We start from the raw sequence: 20,131 nt of genomic DNA on the forward strand, positions 1-20,131 counted from the left end.
TCGCCACTCCAGCTCCGGTAGTATCCGCCCGTCAACAACTACCGAAGCTGGAGCGGCGACGCCCGCCCGGTTCGGCCTTACAAGTATTATGTCGAAAAAAGTCAATATAGGTCTGGTGCAGATGAGTTGTTCTGCCGATGTGGAGGCCAACATCCAGAAAGCAGAAGAACGCATTCGCGAAGCCGCCCGGAAAGGGGCACAGATCGTTTGCCTGCAGGAATTATTCACGTCGCTCTATTTCTGCGATGTGGAAGATCACCACAATTTCAGTCTGGCCGAAGCGATACCCGGCCCCACCACCAACCGGTTGGGTACGTTGGCGGCCGAACTGGGCGTAGTGATCGTGGCGTCGCTTTTCGAAAAACGGGCTCAGGGGCTCTATCATAACACCACTGCTGTGCTCGATGCCGACGGAACGTACCTGGGCAAATACCGGAAGATGCACATTCCCGACGATCCAGGCTATTACGAAAAGTTTTACTTCACGCCGGGCGATCTGGGCTATAAGGTATTCGACACTAAGTTTGCCCGCGTTGGCGTGTTGATCTGCTGGGATCAATGGTACCCCGAGGCGGCCCGGATCACCGCACTCATGGGGGCCGATTTGCTGGTCTATCCCACCGCGATTGGCTGGGACACCAATGAGCCGGACCCTGCTCAAAACACGGAGCAATACAATGCCTGGCAAACGATTCAGCGCAGTCATGCCATTGCCAATGGCCTGCATGTCGTGTCGGTTAATCGGGTTGGCCGCGAAGCCGATCAGCAATTCTGGGGCGGCTCGTTTGTCTCGAACCCCTTCGGAACGCTCCTTTATCTAGCCCCTCATGATCAGGAAGTGGTTCATGTGCAGGAAATTGACCTGGAAGCAGGCGAACGGTACCGAACCACCTGGCCCTACTTCCGGGATCGTCGTATTGACTCGTATCAGCCCATTACGAAGCGATATCTTGATGAATAGCGGAGGCAGACTGACAGGGCGGCCAGCTGGTTCACGGCCACAATCGGCAATGTCAGTGCCTGCCCTGCGTTCTTACTTCATCAACAGCCACCATGTCTACATCCATCATGCGACTTTTCTTTCTACTGGCGGTGAGTCTGACCGGCGGGTTACTGGTCACGAGTACAGCCAGGCTGCTGCACACAAAGGGGGCAGAAATTCATGGGGCACTTCCTGCGCAAACTGACCTCACCCCTACTCCCCGCAGTACGTTCACCCCCACGACCCGTAAAGGCTACTGGAATGCGAATGTCGTTGATGATTTTACCCTACCAAAAACAAAGTCGATCACCTTTTCGGGGGCCGGCCGAAACCTGTATTTAAAAGACTGGAGTATCCTCTTCCGGCGGGGCTTTTCGTCGATTGACCGGACCCGGATGGTTTTTGACTCCGAGATTGCGCAAGACGTAGCGCGGTTGCCAAGAGGTTGGAAAAGTCGGCTCACCTTTGAGCAACGGGCCGACGCAGTTGGGCAACATCATTTCAGGAATCCACCTTTCAATATTGCCTGGGCCGGGAATAGCGAACTGGCTCCTGAAACCAGTTTCAGGCCGTCGCCCAATGCCCGAACGTCTATCCAGACGATCTACTCGGCTATTCAGGCGCTGGCGGGTAGCTGCGAAGCCTTCGGTGATTGTCCAGGCGGCGTCAAATCCAATGGCTACAGCAAGATCTTTTTCGACATTGAGAATGACGGTATCAGCGACGGCAAGCGTCAGGAGCAGGCGAATCTGTATACCTATTTCATCAAAGCTACCCGCGATATAGCCCCCGATGTTGCCGGTAGACACACCGACATTGGCGGCATTGCCCCAACAGCCCATAATGGGTTTGGCTATTCGAGAGCCGCCGACTATAACGCACCGGCCGAGTGGCTGTTCACTATGCCCGCCCGCCAGACAGCCACCTCACGCCAGCGCGGAATGCCCGACGACATTGTTGGCAAGAGCTACAGCGATTACATCGATTTTCATATGCCAGGTACGTACTTCTATTACCCTGACTTTGATTATACGATTCCTCACAATGCCGATGCGGGTCGCCACTGGCTGGCGGGAGTGCTGTCTGAACAGGAATACAATATTCGGCTGACCAACAAAAAACGGATCGCGTACCACTGGGTGTTCAATACGCAGGGGCCATTCTTCAGAAGCGAGAAATCCTCGAACCCAGCCCCACCGGCAGTGGCCGAAGGACTAGCAGTGTTTTACTGGTTTACCGGTGCTTACGGCACCGTTTTTTGGGACGATTTCGTGGAACTGACCCCAGACCAGCCTACCCCAAGAGACCCGGCTCAGCAAGGCATTGGGAATGACCGGGTTTACGCCGGCTATGAGCACTACATCCACGGGTTGTGGCGGTTGTTCAAACACCATGGCGATCTGTTCAATGGCCAGGAACAGTACCTGAATCAACAGACAGACTGCTCCTTCGATGGCGGACAGACCTGGTATAAATACAACGCCAATCAGTTAAAAACCCGAAATTTGCCCTTTGCCAGAGCCATCGTAAACGGTAACCAGATTCTGATCGCGGCCACTATGCCCTACGCCAAAGCAGGCCAACAGACCACGATGATGGTCAGGTACGTGGCAAACGGAAAACAGTTCTACACGACCATCCGGCTCAATGGCGATGAGATTTATCTGGGAAGGGCAACGATGTAGCCAACCCACAACACCTCAACTGGCAGCATCTTACCCAATATCTGACGGATCATCAGCAATACGGGTATTGTCGTAGAAGGTATCCATCAGTGCCATGTCATCGGCCGACAGGTCAAAATCGAGTACATCGAAATTATGCTCGATCCGCTGTTTTTGCACTGATTTCGGAATAGTGACCACTCCGTGTTGTAGCGACCACCGTACCAATACCTGGTAGGTCGATTTGCCATAGTTTGCCGCAAGAGCAACCAGCCGGGCGTCGTTCTGTTTCAGCCCACGCACCAAGGGCGCATATCCTTCTACCTGAATGCCTTTGGTGTGGCAGTAGTGCATTACATCTGGTCTGTAGCAATAGGGGCTGACTTCAATCTGATTAACAGCCGGCGCGACGGTGGCGATCTCAAAGAGTTCGTCCAGGTGTGTCTGGTAGTAGTTCGATACGCCAATGGCCCGCACGCGCCGGTCGGCATACAGCTTTTCGAGTGCCCGCCATGTAGCAAGCCGTTCAGGACTGTTGGGCCAGTGTATCAGGTAGAGATCCACCACATCAAGTTGTAATAAATTAAGGCTCCGGTCAAAAGCACGTAGCGTCGACTCGTAGCCCTGGTCGGTCGTCCAGACTTTAGTGGTGATGAAGACCTCTTCACGGGGTATACCACTGGCAGATAAAGCGTTGGCTACTTCACGTTCGTTCCCATAGGCCGAGGCGGTGTCGATCAATCGGCAACCTACTTCCAGGGCTGCTTCAACAGCCTGCTGCACCTCGCTATTATGCTGAGGGGCATATACGCCTAAACCTAGTAGTGGCATGACCACGCCATTGTTCAGCGTGGTGGCTGGTGATATCATACTGAGTGGGGCAATTGGGTAACCGCTGCCGTGCGAACAATCCGCAAAGCTGGTAGACCGGTCACCTGGTTTATGTAATCTCTTATTTATAACACGTCAACAGCAAGAACATCTGAGATTACAAGCCAGGTTAGTTCATTCCCGTCCGTAAGACCTACCTGTACGGTATCGCCTTTATTGACTTCGCCTGAAATGATCATGCGCGACATCGGACGGCGTAGCTGACTACGAATCACCCCTTTCAACGGCCGGGCACCATAACGTGGGGTGAAGCCGCTCAGGGCCAGAAAATCACGGGCCGCCGGGCTGATTTCCAATCGAATCCCCTGCTGACGCAGTGGTTCGGTGAGGCCACGCAAGTGAATATCGAATATTTTGGCCACGTTTGCTTCCGAGATGGGCGCGAATGGGACTATCTCCGTCAGGCGGGCCAGAAATTCGGGGCGGAAATGTTTCGACATAATTTCCATCAGGTCATTGGCGGCCGGTATAATTCCCTCACCGAACTGCTTCACCACAAATTCACTGCCGATGTTGGACGTGAACAGGACCACTGCGTTTGTAAAGTCACCCTCTTTGCCCAACCGGTCGTGCAGTTTTCCTTCATCCAGAATTTGCAGGAAGATATCGAAGACCGATGGGTGCGCTTTTTCAATTTCATCGAACAAGACCACCGAATACGGTTTCTCCCTGATTTTGTTCACCAGGAGCCCTCCCTGCTCATAACCAACGTACCCGGGAGGCGCTCCATACAACAACGCCGCCGAGTGTTCCTCCTTGAACTCCGACATGTCGAACCGGATCAGGAACGACTCGTCATTGAACAGGAAATCGGCCAGCGCCTTAGCCAGCTCTGTTTTACCGGTTCCTGTCGGTCCTAAGAGAAAGAAGGCTCCCGTTGGCTGTTTTCCGCCCGAAAGGCCCGCACGTGACTCCAGGATACTGGCCGACAGGGTATGAATGGCGTGATCTTGCCCAACAACCCGTTTTTGGAGCACCTCATCCATTTTCAGTAGCCGCTCGCGCTCATTGGTCTGCAACTTACCCATCGGAATACCAGTCTTGGCCGCCACCATCGCGGCCACGTCCTGTTTGCTCACGGTTTCATGCTTGATGCCGGCCAGGGGCAGAAGCTCATCAATTCGCTCGGTCAGGTACGTATGCAGGGCTTCAGGCACTTCGATTTTTTCAGGCTGAATTCGGTCTGTAGCGCCATTCTCCTCCACCTGCTGCAACAATATTGGGCTAACCTTCTGCTGGAGTTGTTGCAATACCCACTGGTATTCGGCCAGCTGACGTTCGTCTTCCAGACCCGTCATTTTCTCTTTTGCCGCTTCAAGCTGCGTGCGCAACCCTTCCAGATCCTGCGTAGCGGTATCGCCCATGGTCCGAATGGCGGCCATGGTGCGGTCGAGCAGGTCAACGGCGGCGTCGGGCAGGCGACGGTCTTTCACGTACCGTTGCGCCAGCCGTACGGCTTCGGCCGCTACGCCCTCATCAGTTTTTAGGCTGTGGTGCGTTTCATAGCGGGGAATCAGCGTTTCGACCATGCGCGTGGCGGCAACCGTCGTTGGCTCGTGTACCGGCAATTGCTCGAACCGGCGGCTGAAGGCCTCGTCTTTCTCTACATACTGCCGGTATTCGTCCTGCGTAGTAGCCCCAATCACGGTTATTTCACCCCGCGCCAGCTCGGGTTTCAGCAGTTGCGATACCCCTGCTCCTACCGAGCCGTTTGGGTTGAGCAGCATGTGGATCTCGTCGATAAAGAGCACCGCTTTATCATGCTGTTTCACCTCTTTCAGAATACTTTTCAGCCGGTCTTCCACCTCTCCTTTGTAGGAAGCGCCAGCCACCAGCGAGCCAAGATCCAACTCATACAGTTCAGCCACCTGCAAACCACTGGGGACTGTTCCGGCCACGATAGCCTGCGCAAAACCGTCGACCAGGGCGGTTTTGCCAACGCCCGGCTCGCCAACCAGCATAACATTGGGCTTGGTTCGCCGAAGCAGAATCTCCAGCATCAGTCGCAATTCCCGATCACGGCCAACAATAGGGTCCAGTTTACCTTCCCGCGCCTGGTTCGTTTTATTTTCGCAGAACCTGGCCAGTGCTGATTCGCCCGAATTGGAACCAGCGCCAGGCAACGTACCTGCCCCTGTTGCCTGCCCATTGCCGCCGGTCATGGACGATAACGCTTTCTCAGCCATGCTTTCGTCCTGTAAGGCATCGAGCACTTCTTTTTGGGAAATAGGCAGTGATTTCAACTGTTCGGCCGAAAAGGCAACATTGACTTTTAGCATGGCAGCCAGCACATGGGCGGGCTCTATCTGCATCGTTTCTTCTTGAGTTGCTATCAGATCAGCCAGTTGCAGCACCTGTGCTGTAGCGGCGTCGTTTGCCGGGATCGACACATTTTTGGAAGCCTTCGGTAACAGTTCCAACCGATATTCCGCCCAGTCGCGCAGGAAATAAATATCTTTTCCCAGCGCCACTAGCCAGGAAGCCATGCCTACATCATTGTGTAGCAGGCCAAGCAACAAGTGGGGCGGCGCAATGGCATCGTGACGGTGTTCGTGAACAAGTGCCTGGGCAATCTGGATAGCCCGTTTAGTTTCCGTAGACAGGTTCATAGAGGGGAGTGGTGATCCTGGCTTGTTATGCCAGTGAACAGGCTGAAATATACGTAACTAAATGCACGGACCACACGCTTCCGGTCATGCGCAGGCGTTCATATTATTGACTGGTAACAGGCATCAAAAAAGCCCAACTCACGTTGGGCTTTTTTGAACAGATGTATGTACCTACTGCCAGACAATCAGAAGAAGAATCCGAGAGAGAGCATTGCGTTCGTCCGTTGAGTCGTTGTAGAGACCGTTGGCGTATCTGAATCACTGAGAATGTACGGAGACAAACCTGTCTTCTGGCTGTAGAACGAGCCAGACAGATCGATGGAGAACCGATCGGTGCGCATTCCGACGCCACCCGTAAACAGGGTACGGGCGCGGGACGCAGCACTTACCCGATCCAGATCAATGCGATAGGCCGTAGGCAGATAGGCTACCCCCGCCCGGATGCGGAAAATATTCGCCCGGATTTCAGCCCCGGCCCGGACATTCACCACATTCTGATAGGTGTTCTGCACTTCTGTTTTTACATCGTTCTTGAAGTCGGTATTACTCTGAGACGAATTGAACACATCGGTGCTGATGCGCATCCCCCCGTAGCCCACATAATCGGCGGTGGCTGTCAGGAATCCCAGTTTACCACCACCGAGGAAATAAGTGAAGCCACCCGACGCCCGGAAAGGTGTCGTCATCGAATAATCAAAATCGTTTGGATCAACGTTGACGGTGTTCACTGTCAGGTCGCTGATCAGTTGCGGACTACGCCCGAACGCAAAAAAGGATTGCTGAAACGTTTCCTTCATGCTATAAAATGTGGGTGAAGCCGCGTCTATACCCAGTTGAAAACTCTGGACGGGTCGGTAGATAGCGCCTACCTTGATGCCAAACCCTGTGCCGGTAACCGTCAAATTGTTCGCGCGGCCGTAATTATCGAACTGACCGTTAATGGGCGATTCACGAACAGTAATGTCCGATTCATAGCGAATTCTGGAAATATTGGCTGAAATACCCAGGTATAGCTTATCGTCGAAGTTACTACCGTAGGCAAATGTCCACTGCGAATTGGCTCCCGACTGGTTAGTGGTTACCCGCTGATTCAGCGGCAGCGTTGGATCAAGTCGATAGAACGGAGAACCATTCGTATCTACAGTCCCATTCGGGTTCGCTGTTGTTGCCCCATAAATGGTCGGGTTAATCAAAAATAATCCATACAAAGCGGCTTCGGGCGTACGGGCTGTGTTATTCGTAAAGTCGTCTGACAACGCCCGTTCTTTCACACTTCCTGCTCCGCCACTATTCAAGCCAGGAATGTATTCGTTCAGAAATGTTGAGTTTGTGTTATTATTCCGGCCCTGCGCATCAACGCTGCCCGAAAAATTCAGCGATTGCGAATACGATATTCCGAACGACGAACGACGCCACCGACTATTGCGCGAAGATTCGCCGGCAAACACTAGACTAAGCTGCCCGATGTTGAAATTCGTTTTGTCGGCATTGGTGTTACTTCCCAGGTACGCATTCTTCGACGATAACAGGTTGATCGACGGGCTTAGCGTAAACTCCGACCGGTTGTAGAAGCCGAGGCCCGCCGGGTTCCCGGAAATGTTGCTGGCATCACCACCGAGCGCGGTCTGGTTGCCCCCTACGCCCCGAAACCGGGCCGATCCCTGTAGAACAAAATCATTATACCGAAAGGCATCATCGGCATATTCCGCGGCACTTCCCTGTGCCAGAAGCGATGTGGTTGGAAGAGCCAGCAAAAGACCAGCTAAAAGGCGTTTCATGTGCGTGTCTGAAAATGATAAGTGAATGGAAGCCCTGTTATCGTGTGCGTTTGTGGCGCTATGACCGTTAGAGTGCAAAAACACCCGTAGGTTTAACGCAAAAAATCGGCATTCAGGCATTCATCTGTCTATTAACAAATAATCCCCGCCAGAAGTCTTTCCAACGGGGATTATTTAGGCAAAAAACCTGTGATCAACTACCGTGGACCACGTGAGCTGCCACTGCCACTCGAGTAGCCACCGCCTCCGCCGCCACCTGAGCTCGGCGCACTGTAACTTGGCGCACTATAGCTTGGTGTGGGTGCACTGTAGCTACGGCTAGGCTGCTGATAAGTTGGCTGGCTTTGCTGATACGATGGTTGGCTTGGCCGGGCATACGATGGAGCCGATTGGCTTGGCTGCGAATAGTTACCCCGGCTGCTTCCACCACCACTGCTATACGACTGGTTGTACGATCCCTGCCGTGACGAAGGCCGTTCGTAGTAGGTACCTGTTGCCCCTGTCGACGGAGCATAGCTTCCTGCCGAGTTCCCGTAGGTACGTCCCCCGCTTGGCGTGGCCGAGTTACTGTACGAGCCAGAACCCCGGCTCGAGCCACGACCCGACGATGGGTTGGTGTAGTATGTACCATCACCGGTCGACGAGTTGTTGTAAGCCGATCCGTAGCTGCCTGTCCGGCGGCCACCGTTGTAGCTAGGGGCCGTGTTGTTGAAATCACCACTGTAGCGCGCTGACGAGCTGGTACCACGCGGACCATAGGTGCGGTTATTCCGGTATGGATCAGCGCCGGTGATGTAGTTGTTGTTGATCACCGTTGTGCCACCATAATATCCGCCGTAGGCGTATGGATTATAGCCGTAACCACCATAGCCACCATAACCGAATGGGCTGTAGCCATAACCACCGATACCATACGCATACGAGCTGTAGAACGGATCGTAGAAACCGCCATAGCCAAATGGGCTATAGCCATAGCTTCCATACGCATAAGGACTATAACCAAACGGACTGTAGCCGAATGGGCTATACCCAAAGGCAGAACCAAAGCCGATTCCCAGGCTCAGACCGCTGACGAACCCGGCATTACCGAGTCCCCAGCGATTCCAGCTGTTGGCACCGTAAAGGCCCTGGTTGTAGCCGTTCGCGTAACCACTCGCATAGGCATCCGTAGCGCCCCAACCCGGATCGGGCGAGATACCCCGCTGCACCTGTCGGGCGCTTAGTTCCGTGTAGTACTCGCTGTCGGTACCGGTAGCACCTTGCTGCCCTTCCATGTAATCGGGGTTCACATTACTACCACGCTGCTGTGATTGACGGCGATCGAACCGCGTAGCCTGACGAACATCCTGCTGCGTTGTTTTCCGGTCATCACCAGCATACACGGCCGCATCCCCAGAATTGCCGTACAGGTCGTCGACCTCCCCGGCATTTTGGGCTGCCTGACGGCTGGAGCTACACGCTCCCATACCCAGCATGGCAACGACTGCCAGGTAATGCCATGTATTGTTAAGTTTCATACAAACAATGTGTTTATAGTGTCTGTAAAGGGTTAAGCAGAAAGAAGGCGTTCACTATTACCAGTATAACCAGAATGGTGACTGTTTGATTACAAAAATAGGATTAAAACCTATCTTTGCAACCCCTCTCTACAGTTAGACCAAGGGAACTAATCAAGGTTTAATCTATTAAAAAAATAGTTTACTGTTTACCGTTTTCTGTTTTCTGTTGCTCTGCTAATTATACCAATCTGATAAGTAGCAGGGCAACAGAAAACAGAAAACGGTAAACAGTAAACTGATACATAATGGCAAAAGCATTACCAACGCGGGCCGAGGATTACTCGGAATGGTACAACGAACTGGTTAAACGGGCCGATTTGGCCGAAAATTCAGCTGTCCGGGGCTGTATGGTCATCAAACCATACGGTTTTTCGATCTGGGAAAAGATGCAGCGGGCACTGGATGATATGTTTAAAGAGACTGGTCACCAGAATGCTTATTTCCCGCTTTTCATCCCCAAATCGTATCTCAGTAAAGAGGCTTCGCACGTAGAAGGCTTTGCCAAAGAGTGCGCCGTAGTGACTCATTACCGCCTGAAGAATGCCGAAGACGGGTCGGGTGTCATTGTTGATCCCGATGCGAAACTGGAAGAAGAATTGATTGTACGGCCAACATCGGAGACCGTTATCTGGAGCACCTACAAGAACTGGATCCAGAGCTACCGTGATTTGCCCTTGCTGATCAACCAGTGGGCCAACGTTGTTCGCTGGGAAATGCGGACGCGGTTGTTCCTGCGCACGGCCGAATTCCTGTGGCAGGAAGGCCATACCGCCCACGCCACCGCCGAGGAAGCGCAGGAAGAAACGCGTCAGATGCTGGAGGTATACGCTACGTTTGCTGAGGAATGGATGGCCATGCCGGTTATCCGGGGCAGAAAATCGGCGAATGAACGCTTTGCCGGCGCCGATGATACGCTCTGCATCGAAGCCATGATGCAGGATGGCCGAGCGTTACAGGCTGGTACGTCGCACTTCCTGGGGCAGAACTTTGCCAAAGCTTTTGATGTGCAGTTCCTCAACAGGCAAAATACGCTGGAACACGTTTGGGGTACGTCCTGGGGCGTATCGACCCGGATGATGGGCGCCCTGGTGATGGCTCATTCCGATGATTCGGGCTTAGTGATTCCGCCAAAGCTGGCCCCTATCCAGGTCGTTATTGTGCCAATCTACCGGTCTGATGAACAGCTCGATGCGATCACAGACAAAGTGAAACCGTTGATGGCCGACCTAAAAAAGGCGGGCATTTCGGTGAAGTACGACAACTCTGATGCGAATAAGCCCGGCTGGAAATTTGCCGAATACGAATTACGGGGGGTTCCCGTTCGGCTTGCCCTGGGTGCGCGTGACCTGGAAAATGGTACCGTTGAGATCGCCCGTCGCGACCTGAAGACCAAAGAGACGGTTTCCTTCGATGGGCTGACTGAGCATATCAAGACCCTGCTCGACGATATCCAACAGTCCATCTATCAGAAAGCGCTTGCTTTCCGGGAGTCGAACACGTTTCACGTCGACACCTTCGATCAGTTTAAAGAGCAGATCGAAAAGGGTGGCTTCATTATGGCTCACTGGGATGGCACTTCCGAAACCGAAGACGCCATTAAAGAAGCCACCAAAGCAACGATCCGCTGCATTCCCCTGGATGCCCCGGAAGAAGCCGGCAGCTGTGTCTTTACCGGTAAGCCCTCGGCCCGGCGGGTAGTGTTTGCCAGGGCCTATTAAGTGGCTGACGATCTGCAGAAAAGGCTTCGCTGGTGTCAAAATTGACACCAGCGAAGCCTTTTCTCCTTGTAGATTAGGCGATGTGCATTACTTTTCAGTATGCGTTATTCCCTATCACTCCTGTTCGTCTGTCTTACCTCTGCGCTCTATGCCCAGCAGTTCAGGTACGTTCCCCAACGGCCTGTTCCTGGCGATGTGGTGTCGTTTACCTACACGCCCGGTAACTCGCTGACCAATGAATCGGTCATTGACGGCAGGTACGTTCGGTATGCAGGCCCTTCGACCATGCGTCTGAGCCAGCCCGCTACGGCTACAGCGGTGCATCAGGGACGGCTGGTAACTGGTGAATTGACCCTGCCCAGGACGAATGTGGCCGGTGTTCTGCTGGCCTTTCAGAGTAAAGCCAACCCTTCCCTTATTGACCACAACAACGGCCATTTCTACCCGATCCTCCTGCACGACTCAACAGGAGCGCTACAAACGCATGCCTATGGTGGGCAGGCATCGGTGCTGGTGCGAACGGCGTTTCCATACATGTTGAAGATCACGCCCGACTGGAATTGGGTGGTTCAGCAGTATGAGCAGGAAATCAGGCAATTCCCGGCCAGCCGCCCGCAATACTGGGCCGATCTGATCACAGCGCAGCTAAAACAGCAAAAGCCGAATGCCCGCAAAACAGCATTGGGCAACATCGACGCTTATCTCAACAGCCGCAGGCCCAACCCAACACCAGCTGATTTAAACGAGGCGGCCCGGCTTTATGACCAACTGGGTGAGCCGACACTGGCCCTTTCCGCCCGCGACCGCATCAAAACAGTTGATCCCAGCGGTGATGCCGCCCAGAAAGCTCAGGCTGCGCTGGTCCGTGCTGAAACAAACCTCACTAAAAAATTAAGTGGATTCGCGTCTTTCACACAGACGTTTCCCACATCGGCCTACCGTCCGGTGCTGGTTAGTTCGCTGGCAGAGGGCTATTTCAAAGCCGGGCAGTTCCAGGAGCTGGTCACGTTTCTTAGCCAACAGTCGCTGACAGCTACTGACCCGGCGCTGCTCCATAGTTTTGTCCAGCAAATGACCGACGAAGAGCGGGGCCTACCACAAACGGATTGGCTCGCCACCCGGTCAATTGCGGCGTTGCAGCAACGTACCCAGCCCAAAAGCGCAGCTACCGGACGCGACGCACAACTGCGGGCTTATCGGGCAACACTGGCCTACGCTTATGCCCTGCAGAAGAAATTACCCACCGCCCTGACAACTTATAAACAGGCACTGGATGGCAGTGACCCGGAAACCAGCGACCCGCGCACCAGCGAACGACTCTGGCTGTGTGCTGTTCAGGCGAACAGGGCCGATTCTGTTTTACCCTATATCGAACGGGTAGTGCAGGCAGGGAAAGGTACTCCACACCTCCGCAGCAGTCTGCACACGTGGCAGGCAAAACGGCTGGGCGGCACGGCCCAGGCCGAAACATACCTGCGCAAACTGGAGGCAGGCTACCGCGCCGACCGACGGGCCGAGCTCGCCGACACATTCGTGAATGAACCTGCTCCGGCATTTACCCTCACAACACTCGACGGCGGTAAAGTATCGCTGGCATCGCTGCGGGGCAAGGTAGTGGTGCTCGACTTCTGGGCTACCTGGTGCGGGCCTTGTATTGCTTCTTTCCCCGCGATGCGCCAAGCCCGCGATTACTTCAAAAACGACCCGACCGTTCAATTCCTGTTTGTCAATACCCGTGAAGGTGGGCCGATCAGTCGCGTGCATTCGTTTGTAGCCAAGCAGCCTTACACGGGAGTTATTCCCATTGACCAGAACCAGAAGGTGGCCGATTCATTCGGCGTAGCGGGGATTCCCACCAAAGTGATCATTGATCCGAAAGGCCGGGTACGTTACCGAAGCATCGGGTATTCGGGCAACGCGGAAGCCACCGCCGAAGAAATAACGTTGGTTGTCGAAGCGCTGAAATAGGAAAGGGGTTCCTGGTTTGCGGTCTTCGATCACCCGAGATCCTGTCAGAAAAACACGCGCCAGAGCTACTGCTAGCAGAAGACAGTAAACTGAAACTCCTTTACTTTGCCCCATGAATCAATCTGTTGTTGTGATTACCGGTGCCTCGTCGGGCATTGGAGAGGCACTGGCTTTCGCATTTGGCCAAACGGGGGCCGCTATTGCCTTTTGTGGCCGCAAAGCCGACGCCCTGCAAACGACCGCCAACGCCCTGACGGCCGCAGGCATTACCAATCTGCCCGTTGTGGCGGATGTCAGCGTTGACGCTGATATGAAACGGTTCATAGACGAAACCATGACCCGTTTTGGCCAAATCGATATTCTGATCAATAATGCCGGCATCAGCATGCGTTCAATGTTCATCGATGCCGACCCTGAGGTGCTGCGGAAGGTAATGGATATCAATTTCATGGGTACGGTCTACGCTACGCGCTACGCCCTGCCGCATATTCTGAAAACCAAGGGATCAATTGTGGGCATCTCGTCGATCGCGGGTTATAAAGGCTTGCCGGTCCGTTCGGGCTATTCAGCGTCTAAGTTTGCGATGAATGGTTTTCTGGAGGCCATCCGCATTGAACTACGCTACTCTGGTGTACATGTCTTGACAGCCTGCCCCGGCTTCACCGCCTCGAATATTCGCTTTTCTGCGCTCAACAGCGAGGGCAACTCCACCGGTGATACGATGCGGGAAGAAGGGTCAATGATGAGTTCGGAAGAATGCGCCCAGCACATTCTGAAAGCGGTGCAACAGCGCAAACGCGAATTGATTCTGACCGGTCAGGGAAAGCTCACCGTTTTTCTGAATAAGCTGTTTCCAGGTTTGGTCGATAAGCTGACGTACAATACGCTGGCCAAAGAAAAAGATTCGCCGTTGGCCCGGCCCTGAATCAGGCTAAACGCTTTTAATGAAACTGACCACCCGCTCGGCTTCGTCAAACCCCACTTGCCGGTGAAAAGCCTGACTGGCCTCATTATCCAACAATACATCAGAGGCCAACTCGCTGCATCCCTGCTGTCTGGCCCATTCTTCAGCATGTTCGATCAGTAGTTTCCCATAACCCCGTTGTCGGTGATCGGCTAAAACGAAGATGCCTTCAACGTAGGCGACGGGCCTTTTTGTGGCGCCAGGTACGTAGTCGAAGCGAAGCGATAGGTTAATAAAACCAATGGCCTGTCTGTTGTCATGGCGTAAGAGAAAGGCCGACTCGGTAGCTGAGCGCTGTTGAATGCCATTCAGGGCATCCGTCATCTCATCTGGTTCATAATCGGGCCATAGCAGGCACGCTAAGTCGAACCATTCCTTAAAATCCGAGGCAGACACTTCTCTGATACTCATTGGCTTCTCCTAAATCGCCCCCACCTGGTGGGAAACTCGCTGACGTTGGCTGTTACAGGGCAAAGGTAGTTCAATGGCCAGTATCACACAGGCGGATTACCTGACACTACCGCATAAAAAATCGGATCAACTCCTGAACGCCACAAAGACGGGAATTGATCCGATTTTCAGGCACCTCACCACTACTTTCAGCACGTCAGCATGTAGAGGCACAGGGTCGTTGGCTACCTGTTGTTGCGCTGCCCCCGCCCTTGCCGCAGCCGGTCCCGTTGCTCATCGCGCATCGTTACGTACTGTTTGTATTGATCGGCACTCAACACGGCCTTCAATTCAGCATCTTTGCTTTCCATCATATCGCGGGCTTCCTTCAGGGCCCCTCGCTCGCGGTCGCCCGTCATCATTGCCTGTACTTTCTGTGCGTATTTCAGGTTAATGGCCGAAACCGATTTCTCCTGATCGGCCGTTAGCGTTAGCCGTTTTTTCAGCTGGGCCGTTTGCCGTTCAGCACGCTGTTCGGGCGTGCTCGCCGCCATTCGTTCGCGGCGGTTTTCAGCGCGGGTAGGCTCATCGGCAGGTACATTCTGCGCGCAGGCCTGAACAGAAACAAAAGCGCCGATCAGCATAGCCAGCAACCTGTTGGTTTTCATAGTTGTATGTGAGAAGATGGTTTATTGGCAGGCTCCGGTAAGCAGCCTGGTCCTGTTGTAAATGCAAAGTCAAGACAAAACTTGCGCGACCTATTCATTTATTTCACCCAGGCGGGTCGGCAGGCGCCCCCGAAGCCCCGGATTATTGAGTCCCTGGCCTACCCGCCGAATGAGCTGATCGAACTGCTTCTGTTGTGGTGGCGTGCAGAACGAACGTACCTGTTGCCAGTGTCTGAAGCGTAACCGGACAATTTGCCCATTTTGGCGGGCCATCTGCGCCCATATCCGATCCAGCTCTTCCTCAGTAACCGCCGGCCGTTTAAGCTGATCAAGGAGGATAGCCCGAACCGTTCGTAGGCTGTCTTCATGGGGTTTGCTTTGCAGCCGGAGTTGTTTCCGGCTCTGTCGGTAAAGCTTCACCTGACCGGGCGACAGGTCCAGTCTACGAATCAGAACGCTTTCTGGTAGTTGGCGCGTGGCCCGTAATGAATTGGTCCGACGCATAACCCAGCCAACCGTCAACAGATTCAGGCAGAGCAGGAAACCGATGGCAGCCCATAGCCAATAATAGTTTCGTTTTGTTTCCATGTACTTACCAGTCCAATGCGGTTGTATCGAATCGCCAATCGGCCGAAAGGCCAACGGCATCCTGCTCCTGCTCCTGTTCCTGCTGCTGAATCTGCTCACGAGCATACACGACTGCCGATAGGTTCAGCAGCAGCACTAGCCCAAGCGAAGCAGCTACCCAGGCAGGCCGAAGGAACCACCGGCTGGCCAACCGGGCCGTTCCCCGGCCAGCCAGTCGCGCTTCAACTCTTGTCAGAAAAAAGGGCGGTGGACTGGCACGCTCCATACCGTCGATCGAACGGAGTGTTTTGTCCACTTCATCGTCCAGGTTTGACAGGTTATTTTTCATTGTATGTACCGGTAGTATATATGGTCATTTTGGTGATTTGATCGGCCCTGCCTTTATGCTTTGTCATTGATGTAGTAAGCCCGCAGCCACTTCTGCAAGTTGCGTTTGGCCCGGTGCAACAGTGATTCGACCGACGAGCGTGACACTTGCATCACGTCTGTAATCTCCTGATAGCTAAGCCCTTCAATATGGTGAAGCATAAACGCCACCTTTTGCTGGTCGGATAGGCGGGCAATGGCCGCAAACAACACGTTAGCCCGTTCCTGCTGCTCAAGCTTCACGCCAGGGTGTAAAAAATCGACCGGGTGCAGCCTATCGTCAAGTCCGCCCGCTTCGTCAGACGAAAACAGCGACGTAAAAAACGCAAATCGCTTGCGGGCGTGCCGTTTCCGGTAGGCCTCCAGTGCTTTGGTCGTTGCTATTCGGTATATCCAGGCTGTCAGCTTCCCATCGCCGCCAAATGACTTAATCGACTCAAACACCTGGATAAAGACCTCCTGGGCCACGTCTTCCGCTTCGTCGGGTTGCCGCACGATCGCCAGCACCGTATTATACACACGGTGCTGATACGTTTCGACCAACTGCCGAAAGGCCGCGGGGTCGCCCCTTTGTAATCCGGTTATTAGGTCAGGTACGGTCAAACGATTGGTAAGGGCTACACATGATTAAATGCAGATGGCCAACTAAAACTTGCGGGTATGGGTAAATTTTTTGGAAAGCTATGAGTCAGCACGAAAAAAGTATTTCCACCCGCAAGTTTCTCCGACAGATCGCATTGTAGGGGTAAACAGTGGTTAAACTTAGCTGTTTTAATGCAGTCTTAGTGAAACAGGGTGATACCGTTCACCAGTGGTATTTTTCGCTTTATCTATCAACGTTACCCTATTACACCTTATGAGAACGGCAACAATTGCCTCGGTTATTTGTCTGGCATTCAGCCTGCTGACCACCCGGTTTGCAGATGCACAACGCGTAGTGGTTCGGTCGTATCCCAGGCCCCGTCCAGTGTATATTGCGCCACGGCCGGTGTATGAAGCCCCGCGTCCGGTCTATATAGCGCCCCGTCCCGTTTATGTTGCGCCAAGGCCAGTGTATGTAGCGCCCCGCCCGGTCTATATGGCACCGCGCCGGGTCTACGTGGCTCCCCGTCCGGTACTGTATGCAGCACCGCGTCGGGTATATGTAGCCCCACGCCGCGCACACTGATGGCGTTAGGCCCTCAGCATCACCGTCACCCAATTCCCTACCCATTCCTATGCGTTCGATTAGCAAGCAGCAACAAGTACAGCACCTGTACTGGCGGGCCGGTTTCGGTGCCACGCCTTCTGTGGTACAGCGCGAAAGCAGCCGCCCCCTCAGAAAGGTAGTACGTGATTTACTCCACGCCGATACGGCTTTTATGCCTCTGACGGTCATTGAATCGGGGCAATTAGTTGACCGGAAGGAGCTTCGGACCCTGGCACGTGCAGGCGTACTTGATCGGACTATGCTGAAGCAACGCCTCAAAGAGAACGCCGAGCACATTCGCGACTTGAATGTCCTGTGGGTCGAACGTATGGGTACTGGTCAGGATGCCCTACGCGAGAAGATGGCCTTGTTCTGGCACGGTCACTTCGCCTGCCGCGTACTGAATCCGGTGGCGATTCAACAGTACCTGAACACGATCAGGCAGCACGCGCTCGGCAAATTCAGCGATCTGTTGATGGCCGTCTCCAAGGAACCAGCCATGCTTCAGTTTCTGAATAATCAGCAGAATCGCAAAAATGCGCCCAACGAAAATTTTGCCCGTGAAGTCATGGAACTCTTCACCCTGGGACGCACCGACGGGTCGACACCCAACTATACGGAAGCCGATGTGAAAGATGCTGCCCGTGCGTTCACAGGGTGGGGCTTCAATGCCGATGGTGCCTTTCAGTTTCGGAAGAATGTCCATGACGACGGCCCAAAAACGATATTTGGTCAGTCAGGTACGTTCGCAGGCGACGATGTGATTCGGTTGCTGCTGGAACGGAAACAAACCGCCCGCTTCATCACGACCAAGCTTTACCGATTCCTGGTTGATGAACAGGCCTCCGATGCAACGGCAAAGGCACGGATCGATACCCTGGCCGATCGGTTCTACACGAAAGGCTATGATATCACCGACCTGATCGAGACGATCCTGACTGCCGACTGGTTTTATGATCCAGCCGTTGTGGGCAACCGGATTAAGTCGCCCGTTGAGTTGCTGGCCGGTATAGACCGTTCATTGGGCCTTCAGTTTGAACAGAAACAGTCGATCATGTTCATTCAGCGCACTTTAGGTCAAGTCTTGCTGTATCCGCCAAACGTGGCTGGCTGGCCGGGAGGGCGCAACTGGATCGACAGTTCGAGCCTGCTCTTCCGCATGAAACTGCCAGACTTGCTATTGCAGGCCGCTCAGGTAACCATCAGTTCGAAAGAAGACGGTGATGTCAACACTGAACTTCTGTCGAAGCGAGGCAAAGGGTCGATGCAGGTCACGGCAGACTGGCAATCGTTTGAAGAAGCCTTTGCTAAAATCAGCGTCGACAAACTACCGGACGAACTGGCGAACTACCTGCTTCAACAGCCGCTCGGCACCGTGCAACGGGCAGCGGTTATGAAGCGGGTGAAGCCCGACAGTTCACGTAGTGAGCAAATCAGGATGTTGACAGCGTCTATTATGGCGCTTCCTGACTATCAACTGTGTTAATTGCCGACTGCCAGTTTATGACGGTACGTCAGCCGTCGGATGTACTCATTTGCCCGATCACCCTTTCGCTCTTTCAGTATGCGTCGCAGAGACTTTCTAAGAAAATCAGCCCTCACAACGGCCGGGACCATGCTGATCCCCCATTTCCTGAAGGCCTATGAACTCAATCAGCTTGGCCTGGCGCCAGTGACCGGTAAAACGCTCGTAATTGTGCAACTGTCGGGCGGGAATGATGGCTTGAACACCGTGGTGCCCTACCGGAATGATATTTATTACCGCGAACGCCCAACGCTGGCGATTCCACGCGACAAGGTGCTGACGCTCAATGATGAGATTGGCTTTAACCCGGCGCTTGAATCGCTCAAATCGCTGTACGACGATGGGCTGGTCACGGTTATCAATAACGTCGGCTACCCTAATCCAGACCGGTCTCATTTTCGATCAATGGATATTTGGCAGACTGCCAGTGATGCCGACAAGTATGTAGCTACTGGCTGGCTAGGCCGTTACCTCGACGCGACCTGTTCGGGGTCGGCGGCCTGCCAACCGCATCGTGCTGTTGACGTAGATGACACCCTCAGTCTCGCGCTGAAGGGATCGAACGTACATGGATTGGCTATGTTAAATCCGCAAAAACTGTATAAGCAAACCAAGACCGACCTGATAGACGGGTTAGCGAAAGCCAGCCACGATGATCAGCATAATAACGTGTCGTATCTGTACAAGACCCTGGCTGAAACCGTATCGTCGGCCGCCTATGTCTACGATAAATCGGCCAGTCCGGTCAACAGCACCCGGGGAACGTACCCAGCCAGCGAGTTAGGCAATCGGTTAAAAACAGTGTCAGAGCTGATTCAATCGGGCGTGAGCACAAGCGTGTACTACATCTCGATTGCCGGTTTTGACACACACATTAACCAGCCTAATCAGCAGGAGCGGCTGTTGCGTCAGTACGGTGATGCTGTTAAAGCGTTTATGAGCGACCTGAAAGCCACAAACCGACAGAATGATGTACTCCTGATGACATTTTCGGAATTTGGTCGTCGTGTAAAGCAGAATGCCAGCAATGGTACCGACCACGGCACGGCCAATAACGTATTCCTGGTGGGTGGCGGACTAACACCGGGTAAGGTGTTCAACGAAGCGCCTAACCTGACTAACCTCGATGAAGGCGATCTGAAATACACCGTCGATTTTCGTACTATATACGCCACCCTACTGCGTGACTGGCTCAAAGCAGATGATACGACCATATTAGGCCGTACATTCGATACGCTTAACTTCATTTAGGTTGTCCCATACGTCGGGGGC

At 53.7% G+C, this 20,131-nt stretch carries 17 protein-coding genes; 8 read left to right on the top strand and 9 right to left on the bottom strand.

The annotated features are described in order from the left end of the window. Nucleotides 1-88: 88 nt before the first annotated feature. Both ACAW75_RS22160 and ACAW75_RS22165 read left to right on the top strand, forming a co-directional pair. Nucleotides 89-961 (top strand): carbon-nitrogen hydrolase, encoded by an 873-nt coding sequence (locus ACAW75_RS22160; RefSeq protein WP_370731064.1) that lies wholly within the window; start codon nt 89-91, stop codon nt 959-961. A 92-nt stretch (nt 962-1,053) separates the two neighbouring features. Continuing rightward, nucleotides 1,054-2,667, top strand: a complete 1,614-nt coding sequence (locus ACAW75_RS22165) for a hypothetical protein (RefSeq protein WP_370730952.1) — start codon at nt 1,054-1,056, stop codon at nt 2,665-2,667. A gap of 30 nt (nt 2,668-2,697) precedes the next feature. Here ACAW75_RS22165 and ACAW75_RS22170 read toward each other — a convergent pair whose 3' ends face one another. The 4 genes from ACAW75_RS22170 to ACAW75_RS22185 form a co-directional block, all read right to left on the bottom strand. Then, nucleotides 2,698-3,516 carry an aldo/keto reductase gene (locus ACAW75_RS22170; protein ID WP_370730953.1) on the bottom strand — a complete coding sequence of 273 codons (819 nt, stop codon included), beginning with the start codon at nt 3,514-3,516 and terminating at the stop codon, nt 2,698-2,700. Nucleotides 3,517-3,602: 86 nt separating this feature from the next. Then, the gene (locus ACAW75_RS22175; protein ID WP_370730954.1) at nt 3,603-6,146 is read right to left on the bottom strand and encodes an ATP-dependent Clp protease ATP-binding subunit; all 2,544 of its coding nucleotides are present in this window, start codon (nt 6,144-6,146) and stop codon (nt 3,603-3,605) included. 185 nt (nt 6,147-6,331) lie between these two features. Then, nucleotides 6,332-7,924 carry a hypothetical protein gene (locus ACAW75_RS22180; RefSeq protein WP_370730955.1) on the bottom strand — a complete coding sequence of 531 codons (1,593 nt, stop codon included), beginning with the start codon at nt 7,922-7,924 and terminating at the stop codon, nt 6,332-6,334. 197 nt (nt 7,925-8,121) lie between these two features. Beyond that, nucleotides 8,122-9,441, bottom strand: a complete 1,320-nt coding sequence (locus tag ACAW75_RS22185) for a hypothetical protein (protein ID WP_370730956.1) — start codon at nt 9,439-9,441, stop codon at nt 8,122-8,124. A gap of 287 nt (nt 9,442-9,728) precedes the next feature. Here ACAW75_RS22185 and proS point away from each other — a divergent pair, with 287 nt between their 5' ends. The 3 genes from proS to ACAW75_RS22200 all read left to right on the top strand — a co-directional run bounded on the left by proS (nt 9,729) and on the right by ACAW75_RS22200 (nt 14,094). Further along, the gene (proS, locus tag ACAW75_RS22190) at nt 9,729-11,201 is read left to right on the top strand and encodes a proline--tRNA ligase (RefSeq protein ID WP_370730957.1); all 1,473 of its coding nucleotides are present in this window, start codon (nt 9,729-9,731) and stop codon (nt 11,199-11,201) included. Between the two features lie 99 nt (nt 11,202-11,300). Beyond that, nucleotides 11,301-13,169 (top strand): redoxin family protein, encoded by a 1,869-nt coding sequence (locus ACAW75_RS22195; protein ID WP_370730958.1) that lies wholly within the window; start codon nt 11,301-11,303, stop codon nt 13,167-13,169. 112 nt (nt 13,170-13,281) lie between these two features. Next, a complete protein-coding gene (locus ACAW75_RS22200) occupies nt 13,282-14,094 on the top strand; it encodes an SDR family oxidoreductase (protein WP_370730959.1) in 813 nt (270 codons plus the stop codon). Between the two features lie 6 nt (nt 14,095-14,100). On the opposite strand, the gene aac(6') is transcribed toward ACAW75_RS22200, so the two are convergent. From aac(6') to ACAW75_RS22225, 5 genes are all read right to left on the bottom strand, one after another. Beyond that, a complete protein-coding gene (gene aac(6'), locus ACAW75_RS22205; protein WP_370730960.1) occupies nt 14,101-14,544 on the bottom strand; it encodes an aminoglycoside 6'-N-acetyltransferase in 444 nt (147 codons plus the stop codon). Between the two features lie 224 nt (nt 14,545-14,768). Then, on the bottom strand, nt 14,769-15,191 hold the full coding sequence (locus tag ACAW75_RS22210) for a DUF4890 domain-containing protein (RefSeq protein WP_370730961.1): 423 nt from the start codon (nt 15,189-15,191) through the stop codon (nt 14,769-14,771). A gap of 90 nt (nt 15,192-15,281) precedes the next feature. Further along, complete coding sequence (locus ACAW75_RS22215) at nt 15,282-15,779, bottom strand: Spy/CpxP family protein refolding chaperone (protein ID WP_370730962.1); 498 nt, start codon at nt 15,777-15,779, stop codon at nt 15,282-15,284. Nucleotides 15,780-15,783: 4 nt separating this feature from the next. Then, nucleotides 15,784-16,107 (bottom strand): hypothetical protein, encoded by a 324-nt coding sequence (locus ACAW75_RS22220; protein ID WP_370730963.1) that lies wholly within the window; start codon nt 16,105-16,107, stop codon nt 15,784-15,786. 53 nt (nt 16,108-16,160) lie between these two features. After that, on the bottom strand, nt 16,161-16,748 hold the full coding sequence (locus tag ACAW75_RS22225) for an RNA polymerase sigma factor (protein WP_370730964.1): 588 nt from the start codon (nt 16,746-16,748) through the stop codon (nt 16,161-16,163). Between the two features lie 253 nt (nt 16,749-17,001). Between ACAW75_RS22225 and ACAW75_RS22230 the strand changes: the two genes are divergently transcribed. The 3 genes from ACAW75_RS22230 (at nt 17,002) to ACAW75_RS22240 (ending at nt 20,110) form a co-directional block, all read left to right on the top strand. Further along, entirely contained in the window at nt 17,002-17,313 is a 312-nt protein-coding gene (locus ACAW75_RS22230; RefSeq protein ID WP_370730965.1) for a hypothetical protein, read from the top strand. Nucleotides 17,314-17,362: 49 nt separating this feature from the next. Then, nucleotides 17,363-18,820: a DUF1800 domain-containing protein gene (locus ACAW75_RS22235; protein ID WP_370730966.1), complete on the top strand. Its 1,458-nt coding sequence runs from the start codon at nt 17,363-17,365 to the stop codon at nt 18,818-18,820. A gap of 78 nt (nt 18,821-18,898) precedes the next feature. Further along, nucleotides 18,899-20,110, top strand: coding sequence for a DUF1501 domain-containing protein (locus tag ACAW75_RS22240; protein WP_370730967.1), 1,212 nt, complete (start codon nt 18,899-18,901; stop codon nt 20,108-20,110). Nucleotides 20,111-20,131 lie beyond the last annotated feature (21 nt).

This window comes from Fibrella arboris (assembly GCF_041321095.1).
In the GTDB taxonomy this organism is placed as follows: Bacteria; Bacteroidota; Bacteroidia; order Cytophagales; family Spirosomataceae; genus Fibrella; species Fibrella arboris.

Bases quoted from the DNA above. Each gene is read 5' to 3' on its own strand.
- ACAW75_RS22160 (WP_370731064.1), top strand. From the start codon at position 89: ATGTCGAAAAAAGTCAATATAGGTCTGGTGCAGATGAGTTGTTCTGCC.
- ACAW75_RS22165 (WP_370730952.1), top strand. From the start codon at position 1,054: ATGTCTACATCCATCATGCGACTTTTCTTTCTACTGGCGGTGAGTCTG.
- ACAW75_RS22170 (WP_370730953.1), bottom strand. From the start codon at position 3,516: ATGATATCACCAGCCACCACGCTGAACAATGGCGTGGTCATGCCACTA.
- ACAW75_RS22175 (WP_370730954.1), bottom strand. From the start codon at position 6,146: ATGAACCTGTCTACGGAAACTAAACGGGCTATCCAGATTGCCCAGGCA.
- ACAW75_RS22180 (WP_370730955.1), bottom strand. From the start codon at position 7,924: ATGAAACGCCTTTTAGCTGGTCTTTTGCTGGCTCTTCCAACCACATCG.
- ACAW75_RS22185 (WP_370730956.1), bottom strand. From the start codon at position 9,441: ATGAAACTTAACAATACATGGCATTACCTGGCAGTCGTTGCCATGCTG.
- proS (WP_370730957.1), top strand. From the start codon at position 9,729: ATGGCAAAAGCATTACCAACGCGGGCCGAGGATTACTCGGAATGGTAC.
- ACAW75_RS22195 (WP_370730958.1), top strand. From the start codon at position 11,301: ATGCGTTATTCCCTATCACTCCTGTTCGTCTGTCTTACCTCTGCGCTC.
- ACAW75_RS22200 (WP_370730959.1), top strand. From the start codon at position 13,282: ATGAATCAATCTGTTGTTGTGATTACCGGTGCCTCGTCGGGCATTGGA.
- ACAW75_RS22210 (WP_370730961.1), bottom strand. From the start codon at position 15,191: ATGAAAACCAACAGGTTGCTGGCTATGCTGATCGGCGCTTTTGTTTCT.
- ACAW75_RS22215 (WP_370730962.1), bottom strand. From the start codon at position 15,779: ATGGAAACAAAACGAAACTATTATTGGCTATGGGCTGCCATCGGTTTC.
- ACAW75_RS22220 (WP_370730963.1), bottom strand. From the start codon at position 16,107: ATGAAAAATAACCTGTCAAACCTGGACGATGAAGTGGACAAAACACTC.
- ACAW75_RS22230 (WP_370730965.1), top strand. From the start codon at position 17,002: ATGAGAACGGCAACAATTGCCTCGGTTATTTGTCTGGCATTCAGCCTG.
- ACAW75_RS22235 (WP_370730966.1), top strand. From the start codon at position 17,363: ATGCGTTCGATTAGCAAGCAGCAACAAGTACAGCACCTGTACTGGCGG.
- ACAW75_RS22240 (WP_370730967.1), top strand. From the start codon at position 18,899: ATGCGTCGCAGAGACTTTCTAAGAAAATCAGCCCTCACAACGGCCGGG.